The organism is Pseudomonas sp. BIOMIG1BAC (assembly GCF_001705995.2).
Lineage (GTDB): Bacteria > Pseudomonadota > Gammaproteobacteria > Pseudomonadales > Pseudomonadaceae > Aquipseudomonas > Aquipseudomonas sessilinigenes.
In genome coordinates, this window is the sequence record NZ_CP049045.1 from 5,764,669 (window position 1) to 5,790,901 (window position 26,233).

A 26,233-nucleotide genomic window follows, 5' to 3' on the forward strand; every position below is an offset into this window, starting at 1 on the left:
GAACTGAATGGCACGAGTTTCGCTCTAAGAGCACTCAAGACACCGTGCCTTGGCACCGTGGAAAACGGCTTTTATCGGGGCGTGGAAGCCCGAGATGAAGCGGCATAAAATATGCGCGATTGTCCTACGGGACTGAAGGAACAGTACGACGCGCAGCTCCGAGCCGCTCTCACCCAGCCAGTAAGACCCTATACCGTGCTCAGGGGGCGCAAGCTCAGATGAAGATTCCCACCCAGAACAACGCAATTGACTTTGACAGCGCCAAATTGCAACGCCTGGGCTTTACTCAACAATCGCCACTGCTCAAGCAGCCTGTGAGCCTGGCGCAATTGCGCCAGCAACTGGGCCTGCAATTGCAGACCAGCCTGGAGCCGCAGCGCATCCTTGGTCTGTTCTTTCGCGAAGTACAACGCCTGGTCCCCCTGGACGCCCTGCACTACCAGCACGCTCCCAGCGATCTGCGCCTGGAATTCGGCCAGCGCGGGCACCACTCCATCAGCTACAGCCTCAGCCACGAAGGCGAGCCCATGGGCGAGCTGCTCTTTCGCCGCAACCAGCGCTTCAGCGATAGCGAGCAGGCACACCTGGAATCATTGCTGTCTACCTTGCTGTACCCGATGCGCAATGCGCTGCTGTACCGCGCCGCAACCCGTAGCGCCCTGCGAGATCCGCTGACCGATACCGGCAACCGCATCGCCATGGATCAGACCCTGGAGCGGGAAATCGAAATGGCTCGCCGCCACCTGCTGCCATTGTCACTCCTGATGCTGGATATCGACCACTTCAAGCGCATCAACGACAGCTACGGCCACAGCACGGGCGATGAAGTGCTCAAGGCCGTTGCCGCCTCGATCAAGGGGCAATTGCGCAATGTGGACATGGTCTTTCGATTTGGCGGGGAGGAGTTCCTGGTCCTGTTGTCCAACACCGGTCGCGAAGCGGCGGCGATGGTGGGAGAGCGCCTGCGCAATGCCACCCAAGTACAGGAATATCGGGCCGACAATGGCAGCCCCATCGAACTGACCGTCAGCCTGGGCTGCGCAACGCTATTGCCGGGAGAGTCCGCCGAAAGCCTGTTACGCCGTGCGGACAGTGCGCTGTACGTCGCCAAGCGCGAAGGGCGCAACCGACTGGCGATGGCCGGCTGAACGCGGTGAAAACATCGCCACAAGCACGGTTGCTTGCGGCGATCTTGCCTGCCAACTGCTGACTCAGCCCTCGGCCAGCGCCAGGCGCTCGCGAGTTACCGTGACCTTCTCCAGTTGCATGCAACGCTCCAGGAACAGGTACATGTAGTCATAGCTCTTGCAGATCGCCTGGCGCAGTTCCACTTGCAGGGCCTTGCTCGGATTCAGCCCCGCCAGGGTCACGATGATCTCCAGTGCCTCCCAAGGATGGGCATCATCGTATTGCGCATGCATCTTCAACCACTTCATGGCGCGCTTGCGATCGTCCTCAGGGAAGGAGGCCGCATAGATGCCATTGGAGCAGACCAGGGCCGACCACTCGCCAGTGGCGCCTTCAATGGCGTAGTTGGTGGCGGCAATGGCGACGATCAACGAGTCCGCCGAGCTGGTATGCCAGCACCAATGGCTCAACGCATGCAGTTCCGGTGGCACCTGCTGCGCCTGCAGGTCTTCCAGGGTCACCCCGTGGGCCCGGCTCCAATGCACCCAGTAATCGGCATGATTGAGCTCGACTCGAATGTTGCGCATCAGCCAGCGGCGCGCCATGTCCTCACCTGGATGGCGGGCAAAGCGAGTCTTGGTCAGGTTCTGCGCCATGTACAGGGCGAATTGCTCCACCACCGGCCAACCGCCGATGAGGTACTGGCGCATGACCTTCGGGCTGAGCTTGTTATCCCGCATGCGCTGGTACAGCTCATGCTCTACGACGCGGCGCTTGCTCTCGCTGCAGTCCTGGATCAATTGCTGGGTCCAGGCGGGGTAACTGGCAGCTTCCATGAGCGGGCCGGTTCGGCTGAATGTGTCGATCACTGTCGGGCTCCTTTTGATTGTGATGTATGGATCCAAAAGAGGTTTCAACGGAACGTGCCGGGCGCCTTGAACAACAGGGGCCGTGGCCGCACGGGTCGACACTGCAAACTGTCACAGGTAAACAACTGCGGGCGCTCAATGAGGTAGCCCTGAGCATAATCCACGCCGATCTCGAGCAATGCCTGCTCGATCTGCGGTGTTTCGACAAACTCGGCAATCGTGCGCTTACCCATGACATGCCCGATGTGATTGATCACTTCGACCATGGCACGGTTAATCGGGTCGTCCAGCATATCCTTTACGAAACTTCCATCGATCTTTAGGAAGTCTACAGGCAAATGTTTGAGATAAGCGAACGACGACATTCCCGCACAAAAGTCATCCAGGGAAAAATGACAACCTAAGCCCTTGAGTTCATTTATAAAACGAATTGCACTGCCCAGATTCGCGATTGCGCTGGTTTCAGTAATTTCGAAGCAGATCATCTTTGGCGGCACGCCATAGGCGGCAAACTGCTCGCGCAGGAAGTCGAGGAACTCGTCATCGCCAATCGTGATGCCGGACAGATTGATCGCACACATCGCCATCGGACCTTCGCGCCCCTCTTCGATGCACTGGGCGATGACCTTGAATACATTCTGTACTACCCAACGATCCAGGGCTGTCATCAAGCCATAGCGCTCGGCCGCCGGGATGAAGCTGTCCGGGAGGATCATGCGGCCCGCCTCGTCATGCAGGCGCAGGAGAATCTCGACATGTCCAGTATCACCCTCTACATGCCCCAGGGCGGTGATCTCCTGGGAGTAAAGGCAGAACCGGTTCTCCTCCAGGGCCATGTGCAAGCGCTGGACCCAAGCCATCTCGCCAAAACGCAGGGACAGCTCCGAATCGTCGGCATGATAGACCTGCACCCGATTACGGCCCTTTTCCTTGGCCATGTAGCACGCCATGTCGGCAGCGCGCAAAGACGCCTCCAGGGTCGTTGGAGTCTGCGCAACATGCACCAGGCCGATGCTCACAGTGGTCACGAACGGCCGGCCCTTCCAGACGAAATGCAGGTTCTGCACGGTCTGGCGCAGGCCCTCGGCAATTTTCTCCGCGGCCTCCGGCGAGCAGTTCTCAAGCAAGATGCCGAACTCATCCCCACCCAGCCGGGCCAGGGTATCGCCTTCGCGCAGGCCCGATTGCAACAGCGCGCAAATATGGCGCAGCAACTCGTCACCGGCAGCATGGCCGCAGGTATCGTTGACCAGCTTGAACTGATCCAGATCCAGGAACATCAGTGCATGCCGGGCCGGCTGGCGCGCCAGGTTGTGCAGGGCCTGCTCCAGGCGGAACTCGAATTCCCGGCGATTGGCCAGCCCGGTCAGGGCATCATGGGTCGCCTGCCAGGACAGGTTGGCGATGTACTGGCGCTCCTGGGTCATGTCATGCAGCACCAGCACCGCACCGCTGACCTTGCCGGCATTGCGGATCGGTGCCCCGACCAGAGTCACCGAGACCGTACTGCCATCCAGGCGCTGGATCAGCTTGGAATGCTCGCTGCCACCGCTGAGCCGGCCACTGAGGATATGTTCGATCAAGGCAAAACCGTCGGCCTGGGCATTTTCATCCAGCACGCTGAACAGCGCCGCCAAGGGCAGGCCCACAGCCTGCTCGGCCTTCCAGCGGGTCAACTCCTCGGCGGCCGGGTTCATGTAGGCGATGGCCCCCTCGACGTCCGTGGTGATCACTCCATCGCCGATGGACTGCAAGGTGATCTGCGCCCGCTCCTTTTCCAATTGCAGGGCACTGGCGAAGGCATGACGCTGCGCCAACAGCTTATGGGTACGCAACAACGCCAGCGCGATCAGGATCAGCGCCGTGGCCAGGTTGGTCACCAGCAACAGCCGCAGGATCACCCGTGACCCCTCGCCCAAGGCATCGCTGAAAGCCTTGGCAGCCGGGGTGACGCCATCGTTGATCGCAAAGATCTCACTCTTCCAGCGCTGGATATCGGCTTCGCTGGCGGTATTGTCGCTGATGCCCCGGTGCATCTCCCGCGCCACCGTATCCAGTTGCAGCAGGTAGCTGTCCCCTACGGTCCAGCGGTCGATGGCTTTTTCCAAGTAGCTGAAATGGCGGAAATTGAGATACAGCCAGATCAGGCTGGAAACATCGTCAGGGTGATTGCCGCCTTTGAGAATCCCCAGGCGGGCAGCCTCCAGGTCCGGCGGCTGGCGATCCAGGGCCACGCGCAGCTCATGCCCGCCCTGGGGCACGGCGATCGCATTCTGGTATTTGAGGAAGGCGCCTTCGTCGCGGCTGTCCGCATACAGGCTCAAGTAGTAGATGGCGTCCTTCTGGCCCTTGGACCACAGGCTTTCGCCGGCGACATAACCACGCACAGCCGATAGGACATACAGGCTGAGGCCACCTAATAGTGCCTGGAACACCACCACCGCAATGAAGGGCCAGACAATGCCCAACAACCGTGGCGTTGCGAAAGTCCGCTTTTGCTTCATGAGGGTCCTTGCTTCAGCACTGCCAAATGAACACCCAGTAGTCCCGCCTCAGACAGCACAGATTAGGCTAATTTGCGCAGCCCTGAGGCAAGGCAAACGACTGCCGGATGGGGCCTCTTGCTAAAAGCTTCCACCCGCTGTTTCTGAAACGGTCAATACACCTGGAAATTCAAGCACTAAGCACAGAAAACAGGATAAAACTCAAGGTGATCTAACCTGCTGCAAATGCCCATAGAGCTTGGCATACAAGCCGCCATCGGCGATCAACTGCTGATGGTCGCCATCTTCGGCGATCTGTCCGCCATCGAAGACCAATACCCGGTCGGCCTGCTTTACCGCCGAGAGCCGGTGCGCAATGATCAGCGTAGTCCGCCCCTGCAGGAAACGCGTCAATGCCTGATGCAGGTTGTACTCGGTAGCGGCGTCCAGCGCAGAGGTCGCTTCATCGAGTATCACCACCTTGGGTTCGGCCAGGACCATCCGGGCGATCGCCAGGCGCTGGCGCTGGCCGCCGGACAAGCGCACCCCGGAGCGCCCGACCACGGTATCCAGCCCTTGAGGCAGGGCCCTGACCGTCACGTCCAGCTGGGCGATCTCCAACGCCTGCCAGCAGGCATTGTCGCTGCGCTCGCGGCCCATGGTCAGGTTGGCCCGGACCGTATCGTTGAACAGCGCTGGATGCTGCAGCACCACCGCGACGTTCTCGCGCACGGTATCCAGGCCGATCTCCTGCTGCGTCGAACCACCGAAGCGAATGCTGCCGGTCTGCGGCGTATACAACCCCAGCAACAGCTGCACCAAGGTGCTCTTGCCACCGCCACTGGCCCCGACAATGGCCACCTTCTCCCCGGGGGCGATGGACAGGTTCATGTTGTCCAGTACCCGCTCGTCACCATAACCGAAGCTCAGGCCACGGACCTCGATACCGACGGTCTCCCGGCCCTGGAACGGGTCCACGCCTCCTGCATATTGCGGTTCATCGGCGCGCGCCAGCAGCTCGTTGATCCGGGTCAACGCCCCGCCCGCGGCGTAATAGGCGTACTGCAAGTTCAGCAATTGCTCCACCGGACCGATCATGAACCACAGGTAGCTGAACACTGCCAGCATCTGGCCGATGGACAAGTCGGAAAACAGCACCGTGAGCATGGCAGCGGCGCGAAAGATATCGATGCCGAACTGGAACAACAGGCCGCTGGCCCGACCCGAAGCATCGCTTTTCCATTGCGAGGCCACGGCATAATCCCGCACCTCCTCGGCCCGTTGCCCAAGGCGGCCAAGGAAGTAGCCCTGGCGATTGCCCGCACGCACCTCCTGGATAGCCTCCAGGGTCTCGGTCAGGGCTTGGGTGAAACGCGAAGTGCTGTCGTTTTCCAGCTTCTTCAAATGCTTGACCCGCTTGCCCAGCTGCACCGTGGCAAAGATCACCAAGGGGTTGAACAACAGGATCAACAAGGCCAGCTTCCAGTGCATCCACACCAGGATCCCGGCCGTACCCACCAACGTCAGCATGGCCACCAGGAAACGACTCAAGGTCTCGCCGACGAACTTGTCCACGGTGTCCAGGTCGGTCACCAGGTGAGTGCTCACGGTGCCGCCCCCCAGGCTTTCATACTCACCCAGGGAAATGCGCTTGAGGCGCTCGATCAAACGGACGCGGATGCGGTAGACGATGTCCTTGGCCAGGCTGGCGAACAGTCGCGCCTGGACCACGTTGAACACCAGGGCCGAGCATCGCAGGATCAGGGTCACCAGCAACATCAACCCGATGTAGCCGGCAGCGCTGTGCCAGGAACCCGGCAGGAAGCGCTGCATGATCTGCAACGCTCCATCGCCATGCCCCAGCAACACTTCATCCACCAGCAACGGCAGCAACAGCGGAATGGGCACACTGCACAGGGTGGCCAGGACCGCCACACCGTTGGCGATCCACAACGACCGCTTGTGCTGCAGGGCCAGGCGGCGGATTTCCGCCCAACTCAGACGATCGACGGCCTTCGCGCCAGCACCTGGATCGACCGGCTCAGGCACAGGCGGCACGCTCCAGCCAACGCCCCAGCAGCGGCGACAATTGGTCGAGCGGCTGGTAGCCGTTGGTCAGCAGCGCCAGCTGGCCATTGCGTTCGGCCAGCAAGGTGGGAAACCCGGCGATCCCCAGATCCTGGACCCAGGTGAAATCCGCCGCCGTGGCCACATGCTGGTCAGCCCGGTCGAACGCTGCGGCGAATTCGATGCGCGGCACCCCGGCCTGCTCGGCCAGCTCCACCAGGACACTGGCCAGGGTCACATCCCGACCCTCGACGTAGAACGCCCGCTGGATCAGGCCCAGCAGGCTCCAGGCACAATCTGCTGCCAGCCCGCGAGCCGTGACGATGGCCCGGCAGGCCGGCTCGGTGTCGTAGACGAACCCGTCAGGCAAAGCCCCCTCGAACGTGAAGGGCTGGCCGGTCGCCTGTTGCACCGCCTGCCAGTGCTCGAGGATATAGCGCCGGGTATTGGGCTCCAGCGCCGAGCCACTGCCGGTGCGCAACCCGCCCACCACCAGGTGCAGTTCGACCCCGGCGGCCTTCGCCTGCTCGGCAAGGGCCTGGGCCACGGGCGCAAACCCCCAGCACCATGAACACATCGGGTCCATCACATACAGCAGGCGGGCAGACATGGCTCAGGCCTCGGTGGATGCTTGCTTGTAGTTGTAGCCAATCGGGTGCGGCTGGTTGCGAGCCTTGGCCAACTCGATCTGCTTCTGCCGGTCGATGGCGCTGCGGCGGGTCTTCTCGCTCAGCGTATCCCAGCAATGTGGGCAACTGATGCCAGGCACGTAGTGCTCGGAAGTGCGCTCCTCGACGCTCACCGGAGTACGGCAGGCATGACATTGATCGTAGTCGCCTTCGCTGAGGTCGTGACGTACGGTGACCCGGTTGTCGAACACGAAGCAGTCGCCCTGCCACTTGCTCTCTTGCTGCGGCACTTCCTCGAGGTACTTGAGGATCCCGCCCTTGAGGTGGAACACCTCGCCGAAACCTTCACTGAGCATGTAGCTCGAAGCCTTCTCGCAGCGAATGCCGCCGGTGCAGAACATCGCCACTTTCTTGTGCTTGCTGGGGTCGAAGTTGGCCCGGATGTAGTCCGGGAACTCACGGAAGGTGGTGGTCTTCGGATCGATGGCGCCCTCGAAGGTGCCAATGGACACTTCATAGTCGTTGCGAGTATCGATCAGCAGCACCTCGGGGTCGCTGATCAGGGCGTTCCAGTCCTGGGGCTCGACATAGGTCCCGACCTGCTTGTTCGGGTCCACGCCCGGCACACCCAGGGTGACGATTTCCTTCTTGAGCTTGACCTTGGTGCGGTAGAACGGCTGCTCGTCGCAGTACGACTCCTTGTGGTCGATGTCGTGCATGCGCGGGTCGTTCTTGAGCCAGGCCAGCAGGCCGTCGATACCTTCGCGGCTGCCGGAAACCGTGCCATTGATGCCTTCCTCGGCGATCAGCAGGGTGCCCTTGATGCCGTTGTCGAGCATGGCCTGCAGCAAAGGCTCGCGCAGGCTGACGTAATCTTCCAGGGTGACGAACTTGTACAGTGCCGCCACGACGATGGGTTGAGTCATGGGTAATCTCCAGGTGGCTACCCTCGCAAAGGGTGAACCGGATGCAAAAAAAAACGCGCCGGCTAAGCGGCGCGTTGCGTATTGTAACAGGAAGGCGGTGGCAAGCTCCAAGTCTCGAATGGCAAGCGACCCACCGAGCCGGAAATCCCGGAGTTGCAGCCTGCCGCCGAAGCCCGCAGCTACTCCTAGGGATGACCACCGGCACAGGTTGGCGAAGCCGGGGCCGCGCTGATTGTTTCCCACTCCTGGGGCGTATAGGTATGCAGCGCCAGGGCATGGAACTGGCCCATCAGCTCGCCCAGGGTGGCGTAGACCTTTTGATGGCGCTTGACGCTGTTGAGGCCGGCGAACTGCTCGCTGACCAGCACCGCCTTGAAGTGGGTTTCCAGGCCACGGCTATGCATGTGGCTTTCATCCAACACTTGCAAATGCTCAGGCTGCAGGCCCGCCAGCGCCGTTTCGATCCGTTGTTGCATGGTCATCACGAGCTCCGCTTACTTCTTCTTCGCCGGAGCGGCCTTCGGCTCCAGCTCAGCGGTCATGTCGGCCAGCAGCTTGTTGACCACCGGTACCGCGCTTTCCAGCTTGCCCTGGGTCATCTGCGCCGATTGCTGGGTCAGCTGGGGCATTTTTTCCAGGACTTTCTTGCCCAGCGGCGACTGGTAGAAAGCCACCAGGTCCTTGAGCTCCGATTCACTGAAGTTGCTGGTGTAGAGCTTGACCATGTCCGGCTTCAGCTTGTTCCAGCCGATCGCCTGGTCCAGGGCGGCATTGGCCTTGGCCTGGTAGGTTTCCAGCAGCGCGCGCTTGGACTCCGGAGCCTTGGTCTGCTCGAAGCGCTGGGCGAACATCTGCTGGACTTGCATGTAGACCGGGGTACCGAGCTTGTCGGCATGGGCCAGGGTCAGGAAGGCCTCGGCACTGGCGTTGTGGCTGGCGGTATCGGCGAGAACCTGGCCGCTGGCACACACCAGAGCAACCGCGGTACAGATGGCGCGAAGACGAGTCATCGAGTTTCCTTTTCTAGCAAGCGAGGTAAAACCCCAAGGGCGCCCATTCTGCGCCTATTGATCCGCGTCCCTCAACCCCGGCCCAGGACAGCCCCGGGTTTGCCCGGGCAAACCCGACAAAACCCGGTCAAGGGAACCCGGGCCACGGATCACGGCCTAAACTGGCCAGTCAGACTAGGAGGATCGCCACGATGAATCGAATCGAAACTGACAGCCTGGGCCAGGTTGAAGTCCCGCAGGAAGCCTACTGGGGCGCGCAGACCCAACGCTCGCTGGTCAACTTCGCCATTGGCAGCGAACGCATGCCACTCTCGGTGCTGCATGCCCTGGCCTTGATCAAGAAAGCCGCCGCCCGGGTCAACAACCGTAACGGCGATCTGCCCGCCGACATCGCCCGGCTGATCGAACAAGCCGCCGACGAAGTGCTGGCCGGCGAGCATGACGACCAGTTCCCGCTCGTGGTGTGGCAAACCGGCAGCGGCACCCAAAGCAACATGAATGTCAACGAGGTCCTGGCCGGACGGGCCAACGAACTGGCTGGCAACCCTCGCGGCGGCAAGACGCCAGTGCATCCCAACGACCACGTCAATCGCTCGCAGAGCTCCAACGACTGCTTCCCCACGGCAATGCACATCGCCGCGGCCCAGGCCGTGCAGTTCCAATTGCTGCCGGCCATCGCCGAGCTGTCCGGCGGCCTGGCCGAGCTGTCGGCAAGGCACATGAAGCTGGTGAAGACCGGGCGTACCCACATGATGGATGCCACACCGATCACCTTCGGCCAGGAAGTCTCGGCGTTCATCGCCCAATTGAGCTACGCCGAACGTGCGATCCGCGCTGCCCTGCCGGCCATTTGCGAACTGGCCCAGGGCGGGACCGCCGTGGGCACCGGGCTCAACTCGCCCCACGGCTTCGGGGAAGCCATTGCCGCCGAACTGGCTGCTTTGTCTGGCCTGCCGTTCGTCACCGCGCCGAACAAGTTCGCGGCCCTGGCCGGCCATGAACCACTGACCACCCTGTCCGGTGCGCTCAAGACCCTGGCCGTGTGCCTGATGAAGATCGCCAACGACTTGCGCCTGCTGGGCTCGGGCCCCCGGGCCGGGCTGGCGGAAGTCAAGCTGCCGGCCAACGAGCCGGGCAGCTCGATCATGCCGGGCAAGGTCAACCCGACCCAGTGCGAAGCCCTGTCGATGCTGGCCTGCCAAGTCATGGGCAACGACACCACCATTGGTTTTGCCGCGAGCCAGGGCCACCTGCAGTTGAACGTGTTCAAACCGGTGATCATCCACAACCTGCTGCAATCGATCCGCCTGCTGGCCGATGGCTGCAGCAACTTCCAGCACCACTGCATTGCCGGCCTGGAACCCGATCCAGTGCAAATGGCCGCCCATCTGGAACGTGGCCTGATGCTGGTAACGGCGCTCAACACCCATATCGGCTACGACAAGGCCGCCGAGATCGCCAAGAAGGCCTATGCCGAAAACCTGACCCTGCGCGCAGCGGCCCTGGCACTGGGCTACCTGGACGATGCGCAGTTCGACGCCTGGGTTCGTCCGGAAAACATGCTGGAAGCCGGAAAACAGGGCTAATACCCAAAGCGGGCGGTTGTCTGTACGAAACCGCCCGTGAACGTCACCCGACGGCGCCGCGCCGACGCCGTGCCCGCAGCCCTTCGATCAGCGACGGCCCCAGGGCCGTCAACGCAGACCCCAGCACCACCAGCAGCGCACCGCCGTAACCCAGGCCGTTGATCTGCTCCGCGTGCACGTACGCCGGCCACATCCAGGCCGCCCAGGCCACGGCGGCAAAGGTCACCAGGGGTGTGATGGCCAGGGTTGCGCTGACCCGCGACGCCTCCCAATGGGCCAGGGCTTCGGCAAACGCGCCATAGGCCACCAGGGTATTGAGGCAGCAGGCCAGCAGCAGCCAACCTTGCAACGGCGTCAGCGCCAGGACCTCCAGCGGATGAACCCAGGGCGTGAGCAGCAGGGCACAGGACAGGTAGATCACCATCATCACCTGCAATGAATTCCACACGCTCAGCAACTGCTTCTGGCCCAGGGCATAGAAGGTCCAGACCGCCGATGCCGCCAGCACGGTGAGCACGCCAGCGGTGTAGTCGCCCAGGGACGTCAGCAACTCGGCCAGGCGCTGGTTGAAGAACAACCCGAACCCCACCAGCAATACCAGCAGGCCCAGGCCCTGCCCCAGGCTGAAGCGCTCCTTGAACACCAGCACACTGGCGATCAGCAGCAAGATCGGCCCCATCTGCACCACCAGTTGCGCGGTGCCCGGGCTCAACAGGTTCAGGCCCATCAGGTACAGCACGTAGTTGCCCACCAGGCCGCCCACAGCAAGTGGCACCAGCCAGGCTCCCCGCGGCCCGAGCCGTCGCCAGTCGGGCAAGCGCCGTACCGCCGCCAGGTAGATCAACAGGCACCCGCCGGACACCAGCAAGCGAAACCAGGTCACCGTGACCGGGTCCATCGCTTGCAGCACTTGCTTGAGCTTGATGGGCAGGATGCCCCAGAGCACCGCGGTCACCAACGCGAGGAACAGGCCATAGGCCCAACGACCGGATGAAACGTGCATGCCAACCCCACAAAACCTGCCAGCGACGGGCACATTCTAGGGCCGCAGCCCAGGGTGACACAGCGGCCGTGAGCGGCCGAGCGCAAACAGGACAGTCCAGGTCGCAAACACGCAAGCCGGCCCCATCGGAGCCGGCTCGTATAGCGCCAATCAGCCTAGCGCACGGCCTCGAACAGCCCGGTAGCGCCCATGCCGCCACCCACGCACATGGTGACGATGCCGTAGCGCAGGTTGCGCCGCTGCAGCTCACGCACCAGGTGCCCGACCTGGCGCGAGCCGGTCATGCCATAGGGGTGGCCGATGGCGATCGAGCCGCCATTGACGTTGTAGCGGGCGTTGTCGATCTCCAGGCGCTCGCGGGCATACAGGCACTGGGAAGCGAAGGCCTCGTTGAGTTCCCACAAGTCGATGTCGGCGATGCTCAGGCCCTTGGCCTTGAGCAGCTTGGGTACCGAGAACACCGGGCCGATGCCCATCTCGTCCGGCTCGCAGCCAGCCACAGTGAAGCCACGGAAGAACGCCTTGGGCTTGAGCCCCAGGGCCAGCGCCCGCTCCAGGCTCATCACCAGGGTCATCGAGGCCCCATCGGACAACTGCGAGGAGTTGCCAGCGGTGACCGAACCATCCTCGGCAAACACCGGCTTGAGCGCCGCCAGGTTCTCCAGGGTGGTGTCCGGGCGGTTGCAGTCGTCGCGATCCACCACGCCATCGAGGATCTGCACCTGCCCGGTGTTCTTGTCCTCGACCTTGTACTTGACCGCCATCGGCACGATCTCGTCGTCGAACAGGCCGGCGGCCTGGGCCTGGGCGGTGCGCTGCTGGCTCTGCAGGGCGTAGCGGTCCTGGCTTTCACGGCTTACGTTATAGCGTCGAGCTACCACCTCGGCGGTCTGGCCCATGGGGAAATAGATGCCTGGTACCTGCTCCTTGAGCAATGGATTGATCAGGTTCTCGGTATTGACGCTCTTCATGGTCAGGCTGATGGATTCCACCCCGCCGGCGACGATGATGTCGCTGCAGCCGGAGGCGATCTGGTTGGCGGCGATGGCGATCGCCTGCAACCCCGAGGAACAGAAACGGTTGAGGGTCATGCCCGCGGTGCCGGTGCCCAGGGCCGAAAGCACGGCGACGTTGCGCCCGATGTTATAGCCCTGGGCGCCTTCGTTGGAGCCGGCGCCGACGATGCAATCCTCGACGCTGGCCGGGTCGATGCCAGTGCGCGCCAGCAGCGCATTGACACAATGGGCGGCCATGTCGTCCGGGCGGGTTTGGTTGAACTTGCCCCGGAAGGACTTGGCCAGGCCAGTCCGCACGCTGTCGACTATCACCACTTCACGCATGACGCTCTCCTTGTTGTTGCCAGCTCAAGAGCGTCGAGCATAGATCCGCGGCCAACAGGCCGCGACGATCATTCATTAGCCGTATGCGCGGCCATCGACCTACTTCTTGTGCTTCTTGTCGTGCCGCTCGCTGCGCTCGAACGCCTCCTCCAGCGCCCGGTTGAGGGTACGCAGGACCTTGACCCGGGCCCAGCGCTTGTCGTTGGCCTCTACCAGGGTCCAGGGCGCCACTTCGGTACTGGTGCGGTCGACCATGTCGCCCACCGCAGTACGGTAGTCGTCCCACTTGTCACGGTTGCGCCAGTCGTCCTCGGTGATCTTGAAGCGCTTGAAGGGGATCTCTTCGCGCTCCTGGAAACGCTCCAGCTGGGTGTCCTTGTCGATGGCCAGCCAGAACTTCACCACGATCACCCGGGCATCGGCCAACTGCTCCTCGAAGTCGTTGATCTCGCTGTAGGCCCGCAGCCAGTCGGCCGGGCTGCAGAAGCCCTCGACCCGCTCCACCAGCACCCGGCCGTACCAGGAACGGTCGAAGATGGTGAACTTGCCCCGGGCCGGGATCTGCCGCCAGAAACGCCAGAGGTAAGGCTGCGCACGCTCGTCTTCGGACGGCGCGGCAATCGGCACGATGCTGTACTGGCGCGGGTCCAGCGCCGCCGCCACCCGGCGGATGGCGCCGCCCTTGCCCGCCGCATCATTGCCCTCGAACACCGCCACCAGGGCGTGCTTGCGCATGCGCTTGTCGCGCAACAGGCCGGCCAGGCGCGCCTGTTCGGTAATCAGTTGCTCTTCGTAGTCGTCCTTGTCCAGGTGCTGGGTCATGTCCAGGCTGTCCAGCAGGCTCAGCTGATCCACCGAGGGTGGCAACGGCGCGGCATTGACCTGGGCCGGCTTGAGGGGCATGCGGGCCAGGGCGCTCTGCAATCCCTCCAGGAGAATCCGTCCCACGGTGAGGCTGCGGTAATGCGGGTCGACACCCTCGATCACATGCCAGGGCGCATAGTCGCGACTGGTGCGGCGCAACACCCGCTCGCCATACTTGACGAACTTGTCGTAGGTCTCCGATTGCTGCCAGTCCAGCGGGCTGATGCGCCAGCTGTGCAGCGGGTCTTCCTGCAAGGCCTTGAGCCGGGCCTTCATCTGTTTTTTGGACAGGTGGAACCAGAACTTGAAGATCAATGCGCCCTCATCGCAAAGCATCTTCTCCAGGCGTTCGGCAGCATTGATCGCCTGGTCCAGGCGCGGGTCCTTGATCTCTCCATGCACCCGCCCCTGAAGCATCTGGCTGTACCAGTTGCCGAAGAACACCCCCATGCGGCCCTTGGCCGGGAGCATCCGCCAATAGCGCCAGGCCGGTGGCCGCGACAGCTCCTCGTCGGTCTGCTGGTCGAAAGTACGCACCTCGATCAGGCGCGGGTCCATCCATTCGTTGAGCAGCTTGACCGTCTCGCCCTTGCCCGCTCCTTCCACGCCATTGATCAACACGATCACCGGGAACCTGGCCTTCTGGCGCAACTCGAACTGCGCCTCCAGCAAAGCTTCGCGCAAGGCCGGCACTTCGGCGTCGTAGGTTTCCTTGTCGATGGCGTGACCGATTTCAGCGGATTCGAACATGGGTGGCTCCCTTCCAAGAATTTTCCAAGACTAGCGGATGGCCCCAGGCCAGGGAAAACAAATCTCCGAGCACCAACGCCTTGCCATGGATCAAGCGCCAACCCGGTGATCGGCTAGAATGGCCGCCTTGCGCCACACGAGCCGAACATGACAGCAGAACTGCCCCACGCCCAGCTCGACTGGGACGACCAAGGACGCCCGCGTTCGCGGGTCTTCGACGATGTGTATTTCTCCACCGATTCGGGCCTGGATGAAACCCGCCACGTCTTCATCGAACAGAACCGCCTGGGTGAACGCTTCGCCGCCCTGGCCGCCGGCCAGCGCTTCGTCATCGGCGAGACCGGCTTCGGCACCGGGCTGAACTTCCTCTGCGCCTGGCAACTGTTCCGGCAACAAGCGCCGGCCGGCGCGCGCCTGCATTTTGTCAGCGTCGAGAAATACCCCCTGAGCCACGCCGACCTGCAGCGGGCCCTGGCCCTGTGGCCGGAACTGGCCGAGCTGGCGCAGCCGCTGCTGGGGCAGTACCAGGCGATCCACGGCGGTTTCCAACGCCTGGTGCTGGACGCAGGCAGGGTCACGCTGACCCTGCTGATCGGCGATGCCCTGGAGCAACTGCCGCAACTGGACGCCCAGGTGGACGCCTGGTTCCTCGACGGTTTCGCCCCCTCGAAAAACCCCGAGATGTGGACACCCGAGCTGTTCGCCGAACTGGCTCGCCTGGCCGCACCGGGCGCAAGCATCAGCACCTTCACCAGCACCGGCTGGGTGCGGCGCCTGTTGAACGCCGCCGGCTTCAAGATGAAGCGCACCCCGGGCATCGGTCATAAATGGGAAGTGCTGCGCGGTGAGTTCCTCGGCTGGCCCGAAGAAACTCCCGCTCCGGTAGCAGCCAAGCCCTGGTTCGCCCGCCCACCGCTACAAGGCAAGACCGCCCTGGTGATCGGCGGCGGCTTGGCGGGTTGCTCCAGTGCCGCCAGCCTGGCCGCCCGTGGTTGGCAGGTTCAACTGCTCGAGCGCCATGGGCAACTGGCCCAAGAGGCCTCGGGCAATCCCCAGGGCGTGCTCTACCTCAAGCTGTCGGCCCACGGCACGGCGCTGTCGCAGATGATCCTCAGCGGCTTCGGCTATACCCGCCGCCAGCTGGAGCACCTGCAACGAGGCCTGGACTGGGACGGCTGCGGCGTCCTGCAACTGGCGTTCAACGCCAAGGAAGCCGAGCGCCAGGCACAACTGGCCACGGCCTTTGCCCACGACTTGCTGCATATCCTGGACCAGGAGCAAGCCCAGTCCCGGGCCGGCATTGGCCTGGAACACGGCGGGCTGTTCTTCCCTGAAGGGGGCTGGGTCCATCCGCCGGCGCTGTGCCAATGGCAAGCCGGGCATTCAGGCATCCAGGTCCTGACCCATCGACAGGTGCTGGAACTGCGCCGGGTCGACCAGCAGTGGCAGGCCTGGGACGGCGAACAGCTACTGGCCAGCGCTGCCGTGGTGATCCTCGCCGGCGCCGCCGAGATCAAGCAGTTTCCCCCCAGCGCCGAGTTGCCCCTCAAGCGCATCCGTGGGCAGATCACCCGCCTGCCGCAAACGGCGCGCAGCCAGGCCCTGGCCACGGTGGTCTGCGCCGAAGGCTATGTCGCCCCGCCCCGGCTGGGTGAGCACACCCTGGGCGCCAGCTTCGACTTCAACAGCCAGGACCTGGCCCCGACCACCGCCGAGCACGCGGGCAACCTGGAGATGCTGCGGGAGATCTCCAACGATCTGCTGCAACGCCTGGACGCCGAGCACCTGCCCCTGGAAGACCTGCAAGGCCGTGCGGCCTTTCGCTGCACCAGCCCGGACTACCTGCCCATCGTCGGTCCGCTGGCGGATGCCGCCGCCTTTGCCCACACCTATGCCGCCCTGGGCCGGGACGCCCGCCAGGTACCGGACCTGCCCTGCCCCTGGCTCGAAGGCCTGTACATCAACAGTGGCCATGGCTCACGTGGCTTGATCACCGCACCGCTGTCGGGGGAGCTACTGGCCGCCTGGCTGGAAAACGAGCCCCTGCCACTGCCCAGGAGCGTGGCCGAGGCTTGCCATCCGAACCGCTTCGCCCTGCGCCGGTTGATTCGCGGCAAGCCCTGAAACAGAGCCTCTGCAACCGCATACCCGAGGCGCAGCCTGCTCCTTCCCTGCCCTACCCCGGCCCGTCCGGGGTTGGACAGGACCTGGCGCTTATAACCCATCGATCTAAAACTCCCGAGTTATGCACAGGTCAGTTTCCTGGTAGCCGTCATTTTGGCGGCGACGGATTGACTCTTCCCCAACGGAAAAAACCGGTAAGGACTTATGTGCGGATTAGCTGGAGAACTACGTTTCGATCACCAACCTGCCGACCTTGCGGCAGTTGAACGCATCACCCACCACCTCGCCCCCCGCGGCCCCGACGCCTGGGGCTTCCACAGCCAGGGCCCGATCGCCCTGGGCCATCGTCGCCTGAAGATCATGGACCTGTCGGACGGCTCGGCGCAGCCCATGGTCGACAACCAACTGGGCCTGTCCCTGGCCTTCAATGGCGCGATCTACAACTACCCCGAGCTGCGCGCCGAACTGGAAGCCAAGGGTTATGCCTTTCATTCCGGGGGCGACACCGAAGTACTGCTCAAGGGCTACCACGCCTGGGGCGCCGAGCTGCTGCCCAAGCTCAATGGCATGTTCGCCTTCGCCATCTGGGAGCGCGACAGCAAGCGCCTGTTCCTGGCCCGCGATCGCCTGGGGGTCAAGCCCCTGTACCTGTCGCGCACCGGCCAGCGCCTGCGTTTCGCCTCGACCCTGCCGGCACTGCTCAAGGGCGGCGACATCGATCCGCTGCTCGATCCGGTCGCCCTCAACCACTACCTGAACTTCCATGCCGTGGTCCCGGCCCCCAGGACGTTGCTGGCCGGCATCGAGAAACTGCCGCCAGCCACCTGGATGCGCATCGAGGCCGATGGCCGCAGCGAGCAGCAGACCTGGTGGACCCTGGCCTACGGCCCGGCCGCCGACGAAACCCGGCTGACCCTGGAAGACTGGCGCGACCGGGTGCTGGACAGCACCCGTGAAGCGGTGGCCATCCGGCAACGGGCGGCGGTGGACGTCGGCGTGCTGCTGTCCGGCGGCGTCGACTCCAGCCTGCTGGTGGGCCTGCTGCGCGAAGTCGGGGTGGACGAGCTGTCGACCTTCTCCATCGGATTCCAGGATGCCGGCGGCGAACGGGGCGACGAGTTCCAGTATTCCGACCTGATCGCCCGGCACTACGGCACCCGCCATCACCAACTGCGCATCGCCGAGCACGAGATCATCGAGCAGTTGCCGGCGGCGTTTCGCGCCATGAGCGAGCCGATGGTCAGCCACGACTGCATCGCCTTCTATTTGCTGTCCCGGGAAGTGGCCAAGCACTGCAAGGTGGTGCAGAGCGGCCAGGGTGCCGACGAGTTGTTCGCCGGCTACCACTGGTATCCGCAGGTGGACGGCGCCAGCGACCCGTACGCTGCCTACCGCGATGCCTTCTTCGACCGCAGCTACGACGACTACGCCGCCACCGTGCAACCGCAGTGGCTGACCGCCAACGATGCCGCCGGTGATTTCGTCCGCGAACATTTTGCCCGGCCCGGGGCCGAGGCCGCCGTGGACAAGGCCCTGCGCCTGGACAGCACGGTGATGCTGGTGGACGACCCGGTCAAGCGCGTGGACAACATGACCATGGCCTGGGGCCTGGAGGCCCGCACGCCATTTCTCGACTATCGCCTGGTGGAACTCTCGGCCCGGGTCCCGGCGCGCTTCAAGCTGCCAGACGGCGGCAAGCAGGTACTCAAGGAGGCCGCGCGGCTGGTGATTCCCAGCGAGGTCATCGATCGCAAGAAAGGCTACTTCCCGGTACCGGGGCTCAAGCACCTGGAGGGCAAGACCCTGGACTGGGTCCGCGAACTGCTGCTGGACCCGAGCCAGGACCGCGGCCTGTTCAATCCGGCGATGCTCGACCGCCTGCTGACCGATCCCAGGGGCCAGCTGACGCCGTTGCACGGCTCCAAGCTGTGGCAACTGGCGGCGTTGAATCTGTGGCTCAGTGAACAAGGAATCTGACCGATGAAAGCCCATGCTACGGCCTACAGCCAACGCCTGCTGCGCGGCCAGGCCCCCTCCTACGAACGCTTGCAGGCGCGTTTTGCCGAAGACGGCAGCGAGCCAGGCAACGACCCGGTCGCCGTGCACTGCGGCTGGGGCCGCCTGCTGATCGGCCATACCTTCCCCGACGCCGCCCGGCTGGCCGAGGAACTGCTCAACGAGCGTCCCGGCGAGCGGGACATCGCGCTGTATGTGGCCGCGCCCCAGCAGGTGCTGGGGCTGGAGCCGGCGCAGCTGTTCCTCGACCCCTCCGACACCCTGCGCCTGTGGTTCAGCGACTACCGCCAGGCCACCCGGGTATTCCGTGGCTTTCGTATCCGGCGTGCGCAAAGCGCCGCCGACTGGCAGGCCATCAACCAGCTGTACCTGGCCCGGGGCATGCTGCCCATCGATCCAGAGCGGCTGACCCCACGCCACCAGGGCGGGCCGGTCTACTGGCTGGCCGAGGACGAGGACAGCGGCGCCCTGATCGGCAGCGTCATGGGCCTGGACCATTACAAGGCCTACCAGGACCCGGAGCACGGCAGCAGTCTGTGGTGCCTGGCTGTGGACCCCGACTGCAGCCGACCGGGCGTTGGCGAGGTGTTGGTGCGCCACCTGATCGAACACTTCATGAGCCGTGGCCTGAGCCACCTCGACCTGTCCGTGTTGCACGACAACCGCCAGGCCAAGAACCTCTACGCCAAGCTGGGCTTTCGCACCCTCTCGACCTTCGCCATCAAGCGCAAGAACGGCATCAACCAGCCGTTGTTCCTTGGCCCTGGCCCCCAGGCGCAGTTCAACCCCTATGCCCGGATCATCGTCGAGGAAGCCCATCGCCGGGGTATCGACGTACAGGTCGACGACGCCACCGCCGGCCTGTTCACCCTCAGCCACGGCGGGCGCCGGGTGCGCTGCCGGGAATCCCTGAGCGACCTGACCAGCGCTATCAGCATGACCCTGTGCCAGGACAAGAGCCTGACCCACAAGGTGCTCAAGGGCGCCGGACTGAACCTGCCGGCCCAGCGCCTGGCGGGTAACGCCGATGACAACCTGGAGTTCCTCGACGAGCATCGACGGGTGGTGGTCAAGCCCCTGGACGGCGAACAGGGTCAGGGGGTGGCGGTGGACCTGCGCAGCATCGAGGAGGTGCAGCAGGCCATCGACCAGGCTCGCAAGTTCGACAGCCGGGTACTGCTGGAAAGCTTCCACGAGGGCCTGGACCTGCGCATCCTGGTGATCGGCTTCGAAGTGGTGGCCGCGGCCATCCGCCGCCCGGCACAGATCATCGGCGATGGCCAGCACTCCATCGGCGCGTTGATCGAAGCCCGCAGCCGCCGACGCCAAGCGGCCACCGGTGGCGAGAGCCGCATCCCCCTGGACCACGAGACCCAGCGCACCCTGCACGCCGCCGGCTACGACTACAACAGCGTGCTGGAACCCGGCGAGCTGCTATGCGTGCGGCGTACCGCCAACCTGCACACCGGCGGCACCCTGGAAGACGTCACCGACATCCTCCATCCGCAGCTGGCCGATGCCGCGGTGCGCGCGGCCCGGGCCCTGGATATCCCGGTGGTCGGCCTGGACCTGCTGGTGCCGGCGGCGGACCAGCCCGAATACGTGTTCATCGAAGCCAACGAGCGTGCCGGGCTGGCCAACCACGAACCGCAACCGACGGCCGAGCGCTTTGTCGACCTGCTGTTCCCCCTCAGTCAACCAACCCCCTGAGCCCCTGGGACCTGCGGCGCCAGCGAGTGCCGCAGGTCTTGGACGAAGCCATCGCTGGGCGTTTTTTCATCAGGAGTTTCCATGACCCGCAAGATCGCCGAACCGGACCTCGCCTACCTGCAGAAGGTCCTCCTGGAAATGCTCGCCATTCCCAGCCCCACCGGTTTCACCGACACCATCGTGCGCTATGTCGCCGAGCGCCTGGAAGAACTGGGCATTCCCTTCGAATTGACCCGGCGCGGCACCATCCGCGCCACCCTCAAGGGCCAGAAGAACAGCCCCGACCGGGCCGTCTCGGCGCACCTGGACACCATCGGCGCCAGCGTCCGCGCGGTGAAGGACAACGGCCGCCTGACCCTGGCGCCGGTGGGCTGCTGGTCCAGCCGCTTCGCCGAGGGCAGCCGGGTCAGCCTGTTCACCGACAACGGCGTGCTGCGCGGCAGCGTGCTGCCGTTGATGGCCTCCGGGCACGCCTTCAACACCGCGGTGGACGAGTTGCCCATCAGTTGGGACCACATCGAGCTGCGCCTGGACGCCTACTGCACCACCCGCGCCGACTGCGAATCCCTGGGCATCGGCGTGGGGGACTTCGTCGCGTTCGACCCCCTGCCGGAGTTCACCGAAAGCGGCCATATCAGCGCCCGGCACCTGGATGACAAGGCCGGGGTCGCGGCCCTGCTGGCCGCCCTCAAGGCCATCGTCGACAGCGGCGAACCCTTGTCGATCGACTGCCACCCACTGTTCACCATCACCGAGGAAACCGGTAGCGGTGCCGCCGCAGCCCTGCCCTGGGACGTCAGTGAATTCGTCGGCATCGACATCGCCCCGGTCGCTCCGGGCCAGCACTCCAGCGAGCATGCGGTCAGCGTCGCCATGCAGGACTCCGCCGGCCCCTACGACTACCACCTGTCCCGGCACCTGCTGCGCCTGGCCGGGGAGCACGAGTTGCCGGTACGGCGCGACCTGTTTCGCTATTACTTCAGTGACGCCCATTCGGCGGTCACCGCCGGCCACGATATCCGCACTGCGCTGCTGGCCTTCGGTTGCGACGCCACCCATGGCTACGAACGGACCCATATCGACAGCCTGGCTGCACTGGCCCGGCTGCTGAGCGCCTACATCCTCAGCCCGCCGGTGTTCGCCAGCGACGCCCTACCGGCCCAGGGTTCCCTGGATCGCTTCAGCCACCAACTGGAGCACGATGCGCAAATGGAGAGCGAGACCCGGGTGCCCTCGGTGGACAGCCTGGTGGGCAACCGCTCCTGAGAACCAGCCAGGGGTTTGTGCACGCGGTGGCTGGCGGCGCGCACCCGGCCCCGGTAGCATCCGGGATTGTTTGCCGGAGCCCCCCTTATGCTAATTCCCCACGAGCTGCTTGAAGTCGACACCCTGACCCGCCTGATCGAGGACTTCGTCACCCGCGAAGGTACCGACAACGGCGATGAAACACCGCTGGAAACCCGAGTCCTGCGGGTTCGCCAAGCCCTGGGCAAGGGGCAGGCAGTAATCGTCTTCGACCCCGACAGCGAGCAGTGCCAGTTGATGCTCAAGCACGACGTGCCCAAGGAACTGTTCGACTGAAACACCGCTGGGTCGGGGCTCAAGGGGTCGTGAATCGCGGGCCGAACAGGATGATGCTGGCCCCGATCACGCATAGCCCCAGCCCCAGCCAATCCGAGCCCAGGGGCCGGACCCGCTCCACCACTGCCAGCCAGCCAATCGACGCCACGATATAGATGCCCCCGTAGGCGGCATAGGCGCGCCCGGCGTAGGCGGCCTCGACCTTGGTCAGCAGCAGGGCGAACAGGGTCAGGCTGACCAACGCGGGGATGACCCACAGGGCGCTCTTGCCCTGGCGCAACCACATCCAGAAGGCATAGCAGCCGAAGATTTCGAACAGCGCGGCGAGGAAGAACCACAGGTAGTTGAGCATGCAAAGTCTCGTCAGGATTGCCAGATGCCGGCAACCCTAACCAGACCCGGACCCGCGGGCAAGTTCAGCTGGCGCCCTGCCTGGCCTTGGCCCGCATCTTGTCGGCCATCAGCGTCATCTCGTCGTACAGCACCTGGGGGTTCTTCTGCTTCAAGGCCCAAGCCATGCGCCCCTGTTCATGGGGCAGGATCATGAATTGGCCAGCCTCGACCTGGGCATGGATGTAGTCGGCGATCTGGGTCGCGGAAATGGGCGAGCTTTCCAGCAGCTTGCCCACCTGGGCCTTCATGGCCGGGGTCGGGCCACGGAAGGAGTCCAGCAGGTTGGTCTGGAAGAACGACGGGCACACCACGTGAACGGCGATTTCCTGCTGCGCCAGCTCGACCAGCAGGCTCTCGGAGAGCGCCACCACACCAGCCTTGGCCACGTTGTAGTTGCTCATCGCCGGCCCCTGCATCAGTGCCGCCATGGAGGCGATGTTGATGATCTTGCCCTTGCTCTGCTCCAGCAGCGGCAGGAAGGCCTTGCAGCCCTTGACCACGCCCATCAGGTTGATCGCGATCTGCCAGTCCCAATCCTCCAGGGACAGCTCGCTGAAGAAGCCACCGGAAGCCACGCCGGCGTTGTTGACGATGATATCGATGCCACCGAACTTGAGCTCGCAAGCCTGGGCGAACGCGGTCAGTTGGCTGTAGTCACGCACATCGCAGCGCTGCACGAAGCCATCGCCACCCGCCTCGCGCACCAGCTTCAGGGTTTCCTGCAAACCGGTTTCGTTGACATCGGACAAGGCCAGCCGCCAACCCTCACGCGCCCAGCGCAAAGCGATTTCGCGCCCCAGACCGGAGCCCGCGCCAGTGATCATCATGCGGTTTTGCATAAGAGTTGCCTTGTTGTTCCGGGAAAGATGAGCGCCAGTGTAGCGAAGGCCCCGACCTCACCCATGCACCATCAGGGTGCTGAATGGCGCGGGCAAACCCGTGCCTCGGTCCCAGGCCTGTCCTGGCCACTCTCCGTGCCTGGAACTGGCAACCGGCAGGCAATGAACTTGAATCTTCCCTGCCCTACCCAGGTCGGAATCAGTAGGAGCGTCGCTGCTGCAGGACCGACAGTCCTGCAGCAGCCGGCCATCGAACAACACACCAGGCAAGGACATCGATATGGGCACTCTTTTGATCATCATCCTGATTCTGCTGCTGATTGGCGGCCTGCCGGTATTTCCCCATTCAAGAAGCTGGGGCTACGGTCCCTCGGGGCTCATTGGCACGGTGCTGGTGGTGCTGCTGGTCTTGCTGTTGCTTGGCAGGATCTAGCCCGTCGCCTCGCCCACGACCAGCCACCTAGCGTTATTCCCGGTTTCCCCCAGGCAAAAAAACACCCCTACAGGAGGGGTGTTCAGTCAGTCAGCTAACAGGCCGGGAATCAGTCGGGCTTGCCATTGACCACGCCTGCGGTGTTATCCATCAGGCTCTTGGTAGCGGTCTGCAGGAACGACTCCAGCTTCTGCTTGAGTTGGGCCTCATCGGCGGCCTCGGGGATCTGCTCGCCAGTAGGGTTGCTACCCAGCTCATACTTGTACAGCCGCGGCGGCATGTCCTTGGGCAGTACCAGCACGCGATCGGCCGTCAGCAGGGCTACGGTCTGGTCGCTGCCGGACGGCTTGATCACACCAAAGCCCTTGTCACCTTCCGGCAGGTTGAGCAAGTCACGTCCCCAGCACTGATGCAGCACATCACCACCCAGGCGGCCCATGATGGTCGGCACGATGTCGATCTGGGTCCCCACAGTGTGGTCACGCTGGCCGAACTTCTCCTGGATGCCCGGAGCGATCATCAGCATCGGCACGTTGAAACGCCCCAGGTCCATTTCGGTGATCTGCTGCTCGTTGCCAAAACCATGGTCACCGACCACGACAAACAGCGTCTCCTTGAAGTAGGGCTCCTTGCTCGCCTTCTCGAAGAACTGGCCCAGGGCCCAGTCGGAGTAACGCATGGCGGTCAAGTGTTCGTTGAGGCTGCCACGATCGGTCACCTTCTCCACCGGCAACGGTGTCGGCAACGCGTACGGCGTGTGGTTGGACAGGGTTTGCAGCAGGGCGTAGAACGGCCCCTTGCCTTCCCGGGCCTTCAGCTCTTCCAAGCCACGATTGAACATATCCTGGTCGGACACGCCCCAAGTCGGATCGGAGAACACCGGGTTGACGAAGTCGTTACGGCCGATGAAGTTGGTCATGCCCTGGTTGCTGAAGAACCCCGACTGGTTGTCCCAGGCGAAGTCGCCATTGTAGACATACACATCATCGAACTTGCGCGCGCTGAGCAGTTGCGGCAGGCCGGAAAGCTTGTGGCTGCCTTCCGGGGTCTGCATCAGGTATTCGAAACCTGGCAGGTTGGGGAAGCAGGCCATGGTGGCGAACATGCCCTGGTGGGTATGAGTGCCGTTGGAGAAGAAGCGATCGAACAGCAGGCCCTGCTTGGACAGCTTGTCGAAATACGGAGTGATTTCCCCAGGACGTCCCAAGGCCCCCACAGAATGTCCAGCAAAGCTTTCCATGAGGATGACGACGACATTCTTGATCGGCAGGGTCTTGTCGGCATCCGGCGTGTAGTTACGGCGTACAGCTGCAATGTCGGCATCCACCAGCTTATCGCTCGGGACCAGCAGCATGTCGCGTACGGTCTGCTGTGCCTCAGGCTGAGGCAGGGTCGCCTTCCAGATATTGGTCCGGTCCTCGGACATGCGGTCCTTGGCGGCGGCGAGCAATTGCAGCGTGCCGTTAAGGCCCAGCTGGTTGGCGAAGTTCGACTCAGTGGTGTAGACATCGCCCCAGCGCATGGGCGGGCCTTGGCGCAGGGTGCCACGGGCAGCGACCACGCAGATCACCAGGCACACCACGAATACCGCCAGCCGGGTATACCAGGGAGCGACCTGGCGGGTCCCGATGTTGCCACCGCTGAATGGGCCACGAGGGCGGGTGGCACGGTCGGCCCCCTTGAACGCCAGGCTCAGCAGCCAGGTTCCCACGGCCCAGGCCAACAGATAGCGAACCACTGGGAAGCCATACCAGAGCATGCTCATCACGGTCTTCGGATCTTCCTTCACGTATTGGAAGACCAGGCCGTTGAGGCGCTGGTGGAATTCGCGATAGAAGTCCATCTCCATCAGGCCGAGGAACAACGCGATGCTGGACGTCACGGTTAGCCAGAAGCGCAGCACGCCACGGGCAGCCATGGCTCGGGCGCTGAACAGCGCCAGGACCAGGGGCACGCTGATATAGACCACCAGGCGCAGGTCGAAACGCAGCCCGTTGGCGAACGCCTCGAGGAAGGTCGAGGCCGGCGTGTCGAGAATCATCTCGCGGTTGTAGATCAACAGCGCAACGCGCAACAGGGAGAGCATCACCATCATGACCAGCGCACAAAGGAGCGTGTAGGCCAGGTGGGATTTAACGGTCGGTTGCAGCAGGCGATTCGAGGATCGCTGCTGGCTCAGGGCATCCGAGTTTGCCATGTCGTTTTAGGACCCATTGGAAGTTAAATTGCAAAAAGCTAGCGGCGTTCTGCCCTCTTGTTTGCCACCAGGGCGCCGGGGGAATACGCGGTGCGCGAATGTTGCACGATCACTCAAGGCATTGCCATTGATTCGTGGAAGACCGCGTCACCCACGTTACCAATGGCTCTGGCACAAGAGATTGCAGGGGGTTATACCGAGGAATAAGCGCCGGGGAATTGTCTTAAAGCGTTTGTGAAAATTTCGTTCAACGCATGTTTAGTCACAAAAAAGGGCCTTGCGGCC

General features: G+C 63.6%; 21 protein-coding genes. 8 read left to right on the plus strand and 13 right to left on the minus strand.

What is annotated here, in order from left to right:
- The first annotated feature begins 218 nt into the window (after positions 1-218).
- Positions 219-1,148, plus strand: a complete 930-nt coding sequence (locus ATY02_RS26545) for a GGDEF domain-containing protein (RefSeq protein WP_068587668.1) — start codon at positions 219-221, stop codon at positions 1,146-1,148.
- Positions 1,149-1,211: 63 nt separating this feature from the next.
- Here the strand turns inward: ATY02_RS26545 and ATY02_RS26550 are convergent, their stop codons facing one another.
- The 7 genes from ATY02_RS26550 to ATY02_RS26580 all read right to left on the minus strand — a co-directional run bounded on the left by ATY02_RS26550 (position 1,212) and on the right by ATY02_RS26580 (position 9,112).
- Positions 1,212-1,964 (minus strand): TenA family transcriptional regulator, encoded by a 753-nt coding sequence (locus ATY02_RS26550; protein WP_416220695.1) that lies wholly within the window; start codon positions 1,962-1,964, stop codon positions 1,212-1,214.
- A 77-nt stretch (positions 1,965-2,041) separates the two neighbouring features.
- A complete protein-coding gene (locus ATY02_RS26555; protein ID WP_068587665.1) occupies positions 2,042-4,501 on the minus strand; it encodes an EAL domain-containing protein in 2,460 nt (819 codons plus the stop codon).
- A gap of 201 nt (positions 4,502-4,702) precedes the next feature.
- Positions 4,703-6,529 carry an ABC transporter ATP-binding protein gene (locus ATY02_RS26560; protein ID WP_068587662.1) on the minus strand — a complete coding sequence of 609 codons (1,827 nt, stop codon included), beginning with the start codon at positions 6,527-6,529 and terminating at the stop codon, positions 4,703-4,705.
- The gene (locus tag ATY02_RS26565) at positions 6,522-7,124 is read right to left on the minus strand and encodes a DsbA family protein (RefSeq protein ID WP_176719817.1); all 603 of its coding nucleotides are present in this window, start codon (positions 7,122-7,124) and stop codon (positions 6,522-6,524) included. Before ATY02_RS26565 ends, ATY02_RS26560 begins: the two co-directional genes overlap by 8 nt.
- Positions 7,125-7,160: 36 nt before the next feature.
- Positions 7,161-8,102 carry a rhodanese-related sulfurtransferase gene (locus ATY02_RS26570; RefSeq protein WP_068587659.1) on the minus strand — a complete coding sequence of 314 codons (942 nt, stop codon included), beginning with the start codon at positions 8,100-8,102 and terminating at the stop codon, positions 7,161-7,163.
- Between the two features lie 185 nt (positions 8,103-8,287).
- Positions 8,288-8,584, minus strand: coding sequence for a BolA family protein (locus ATY02_RS26575; RefSeq protein ID WP_068587657.1), 297 nt, complete (start codon positions 8,582-8,584; stop codon positions 8,288-8,290).
- A 12-nt stretch (positions 8,585-8,596) separates the two neighbouring features.
- The gene (locus ATY02_RS26580; RefSeq protein WP_068587655.1) at positions 8,597-9,112 is read right to left on the minus strand and encodes a DUF2059 domain-containing protein; all 516 of its coding nucleotides are present in this window, start codon (positions 9,110-9,112) and stop codon (positions 8,597-8,599) included.
- A gap of 191 nt (positions 9,113-9,303) precedes the next feature.
- Between ATY02_RS26580 and ATY02_RS26585 the strand changes: the two genes are divergently transcribed.
- Entirely contained in the window at positions 9,304-10,698 is a 1,395-nt protein-coding gene (locus tag ATY02_RS26585; RefSeq protein ID WP_068587654.1) for a class II fumarate hydratase, read from the plus strand.
- Positions 10,699-10,741: 43 nt separating this feature from the next.
- Here the strand turns inward: ATY02_RS26585 and ATY02_RS26590 are convergent, their stop codons facing one another.
- From ATY02_RS26590 to pap, 3 genes are all read right to left on the minus strand, one after another.
- Positions 10,742-11,701 (minus strand): DMT family transporter, encoded by a 960-nt coding sequence (locus tag ATY02_RS26590; protein ID WP_068587652.1) that lies wholly within the window; start codon positions 11,699-11,701, stop codon positions 10,742-10,744.
- 155 nt (positions 11,702-11,856) lie between these two features.
- Complete coding sequence (locus ATY02_RS26595; RefSeq protein ID WP_068587650.1) at positions 11,857-13,041, minus strand: thiolase family protein; 1,185 nt, start codon at positions 13,039-13,041, stop codon at positions 11,857-11,859.
- A gap of 99 nt (positions 13,042-13,140) precedes the next feature.
- Entirely contained in the window at positions 13,141-14,655 is a 1,515-nt protein-coding gene (gene pap, locus ATY02_RS26600; RefSeq protein WP_068587648.1) for a polyphosphate:AMP phosphotransferase, read from the minus strand.
- Between the two features lie 147 nt (positions 14,656-14,802).
- On the opposite strand from pap, the gene mnmC reads away from it, so the two are divergent.
- The 5 genes from mnmC to ATY02_RS26625 all read left to right on the plus strand — a co-directional run bounded on the left by mnmC (position 14,803) and on the right by ATY02_RS26625 (position 22,086).
- Positions 14,803-16,779 (plus strand): bifunctional tRNA (5-methylaminomethyl-2-thiouridine)(34)-methyltransferase MnmD/FAD-dependent 5-carboxymethylaminomethyl-2-thiouridine(34) oxidoreductase MnmC, encoded by a 1,977-nt coding sequence (gene mnmC / locus ATY02_RS26605; protein WP_068587645.1) that lies wholly within the window; start codon positions 14,803-14,805, stop codon positions 16,777-16,779.
- A gap of 204 nt (positions 16,780-16,983) precedes the next feature.
- Positions 16,984-18,756 carry an N-acetylglutaminylglutamine amidotransferase gene (locus ATY02_RS26610; RefSeq protein WP_068587643.1) on the plus strand — a complete coding sequence of 591 codons (1,773 nt, stop codon included), beginning with the start codon at positions 16,984-16,986 and terminating at the stop codon, positions 18,754-18,756.
- Between the two features lie 3 nt (positions 18,757-18,759).
- Positions 18,760-20,505 carry an N-acetylglutaminylglutamine synthetase gene (gene ngg / locus ATY02_RS26615; protein ID WP_068587642.1) on the plus strand — a complete coding sequence of 582 codons (1,746 nt, stop codon included), beginning with the start codon at positions 18,760-18,762 and terminating at the stop codon, positions 20,503-20,505.
- 81 nt (positions 20,506-20,586) lie between these two features.
- Positions 20,587-21,771 carry an osmoprotectant NAGGN system M42 family peptidase gene (locus ATY02_RS26620; protein ID WP_022640144.1) on the plus strand — a complete coding sequence of 395 codons (1,185 nt, stop codon included), beginning with the start codon at positions 20,587-20,589 and terminating at the stop codon, positions 21,769-21,771.
- A gap of 87 nt (positions 21,772-21,858) precedes the next feature.
- On the plus strand, positions 21,859-22,086 hold the full coding sequence (locus ATY02_RS26625) for a YheU family protein (RefSeq protein ID WP_068587640.1): 228 nt from the start codon (positions 21,859-21,861) through the stop codon (positions 22,084-22,086).
- Positions 22,087-22,105: 19 nt separating this feature from the next.
- Here the strand turns inward: ATY02_RS26625 and ATY02_RS26630 are convergent, their stop codons facing one another.
- Both ATY02_RS26630 and ATY02_RS26635 read right to left on the minus strand, forming a co-directional pair.
- The gene (locus ATY02_RS26630; protein ID WP_068587638.1) at positions 22,106-22,438 is read right to left on the minus strand and encodes a YnfA family protein; all 333 of its coding nucleotides are present in this window, start codon (positions 22,436-22,438) and stop codon (positions 22,106-22,108) included.
- Positions 22,439-22,502: 64 nt separating this feature from the next.
- Positions 22,503-23,318 carry an SDR family oxidoreductase gene (locus ATY02_RS26635; RefSeq protein ID WP_068587636.1) on the minus strand — a complete coding sequence of 272 codons (816 nt, stop codon included), beginning with the start codon at positions 23,316-23,318 and terminating at the stop codon, positions 22,503-22,505.
- 274 nt (positions 23,319-23,592) lie between these two features.
- On the opposite strand from ATY02_RS26635, the gene ATY02_RS26640 reads away from it, so the two are divergent.
- The gene (locus ATY02_RS26640; protein WP_176719818.1) at positions 23,593-23,751 is read left to right on the plus strand and encodes a DUF3309 family protein; all 159 of its coding nucleotides are present in this window, start codon (positions 23,593-23,595) and stop codon (positions 23,749-23,751) included.
- Positions 23,752-23,860: 109 nt separating this feature from the next.
- Here the strand turns inward: ATY02_RS26640 and ATY02_RS26645 are convergent, their stop codons facing one another.
- Entirely contained in the window at positions 23,861-25,948 is a 2,088-nt protein-coding gene (locus tag ATY02_RS26645; protein ID WP_068587632.1) for an LTA synthase family protein, read from the minus strand.
- Positions 25,949-26,233 lie beyond the last annotated feature (285 nt).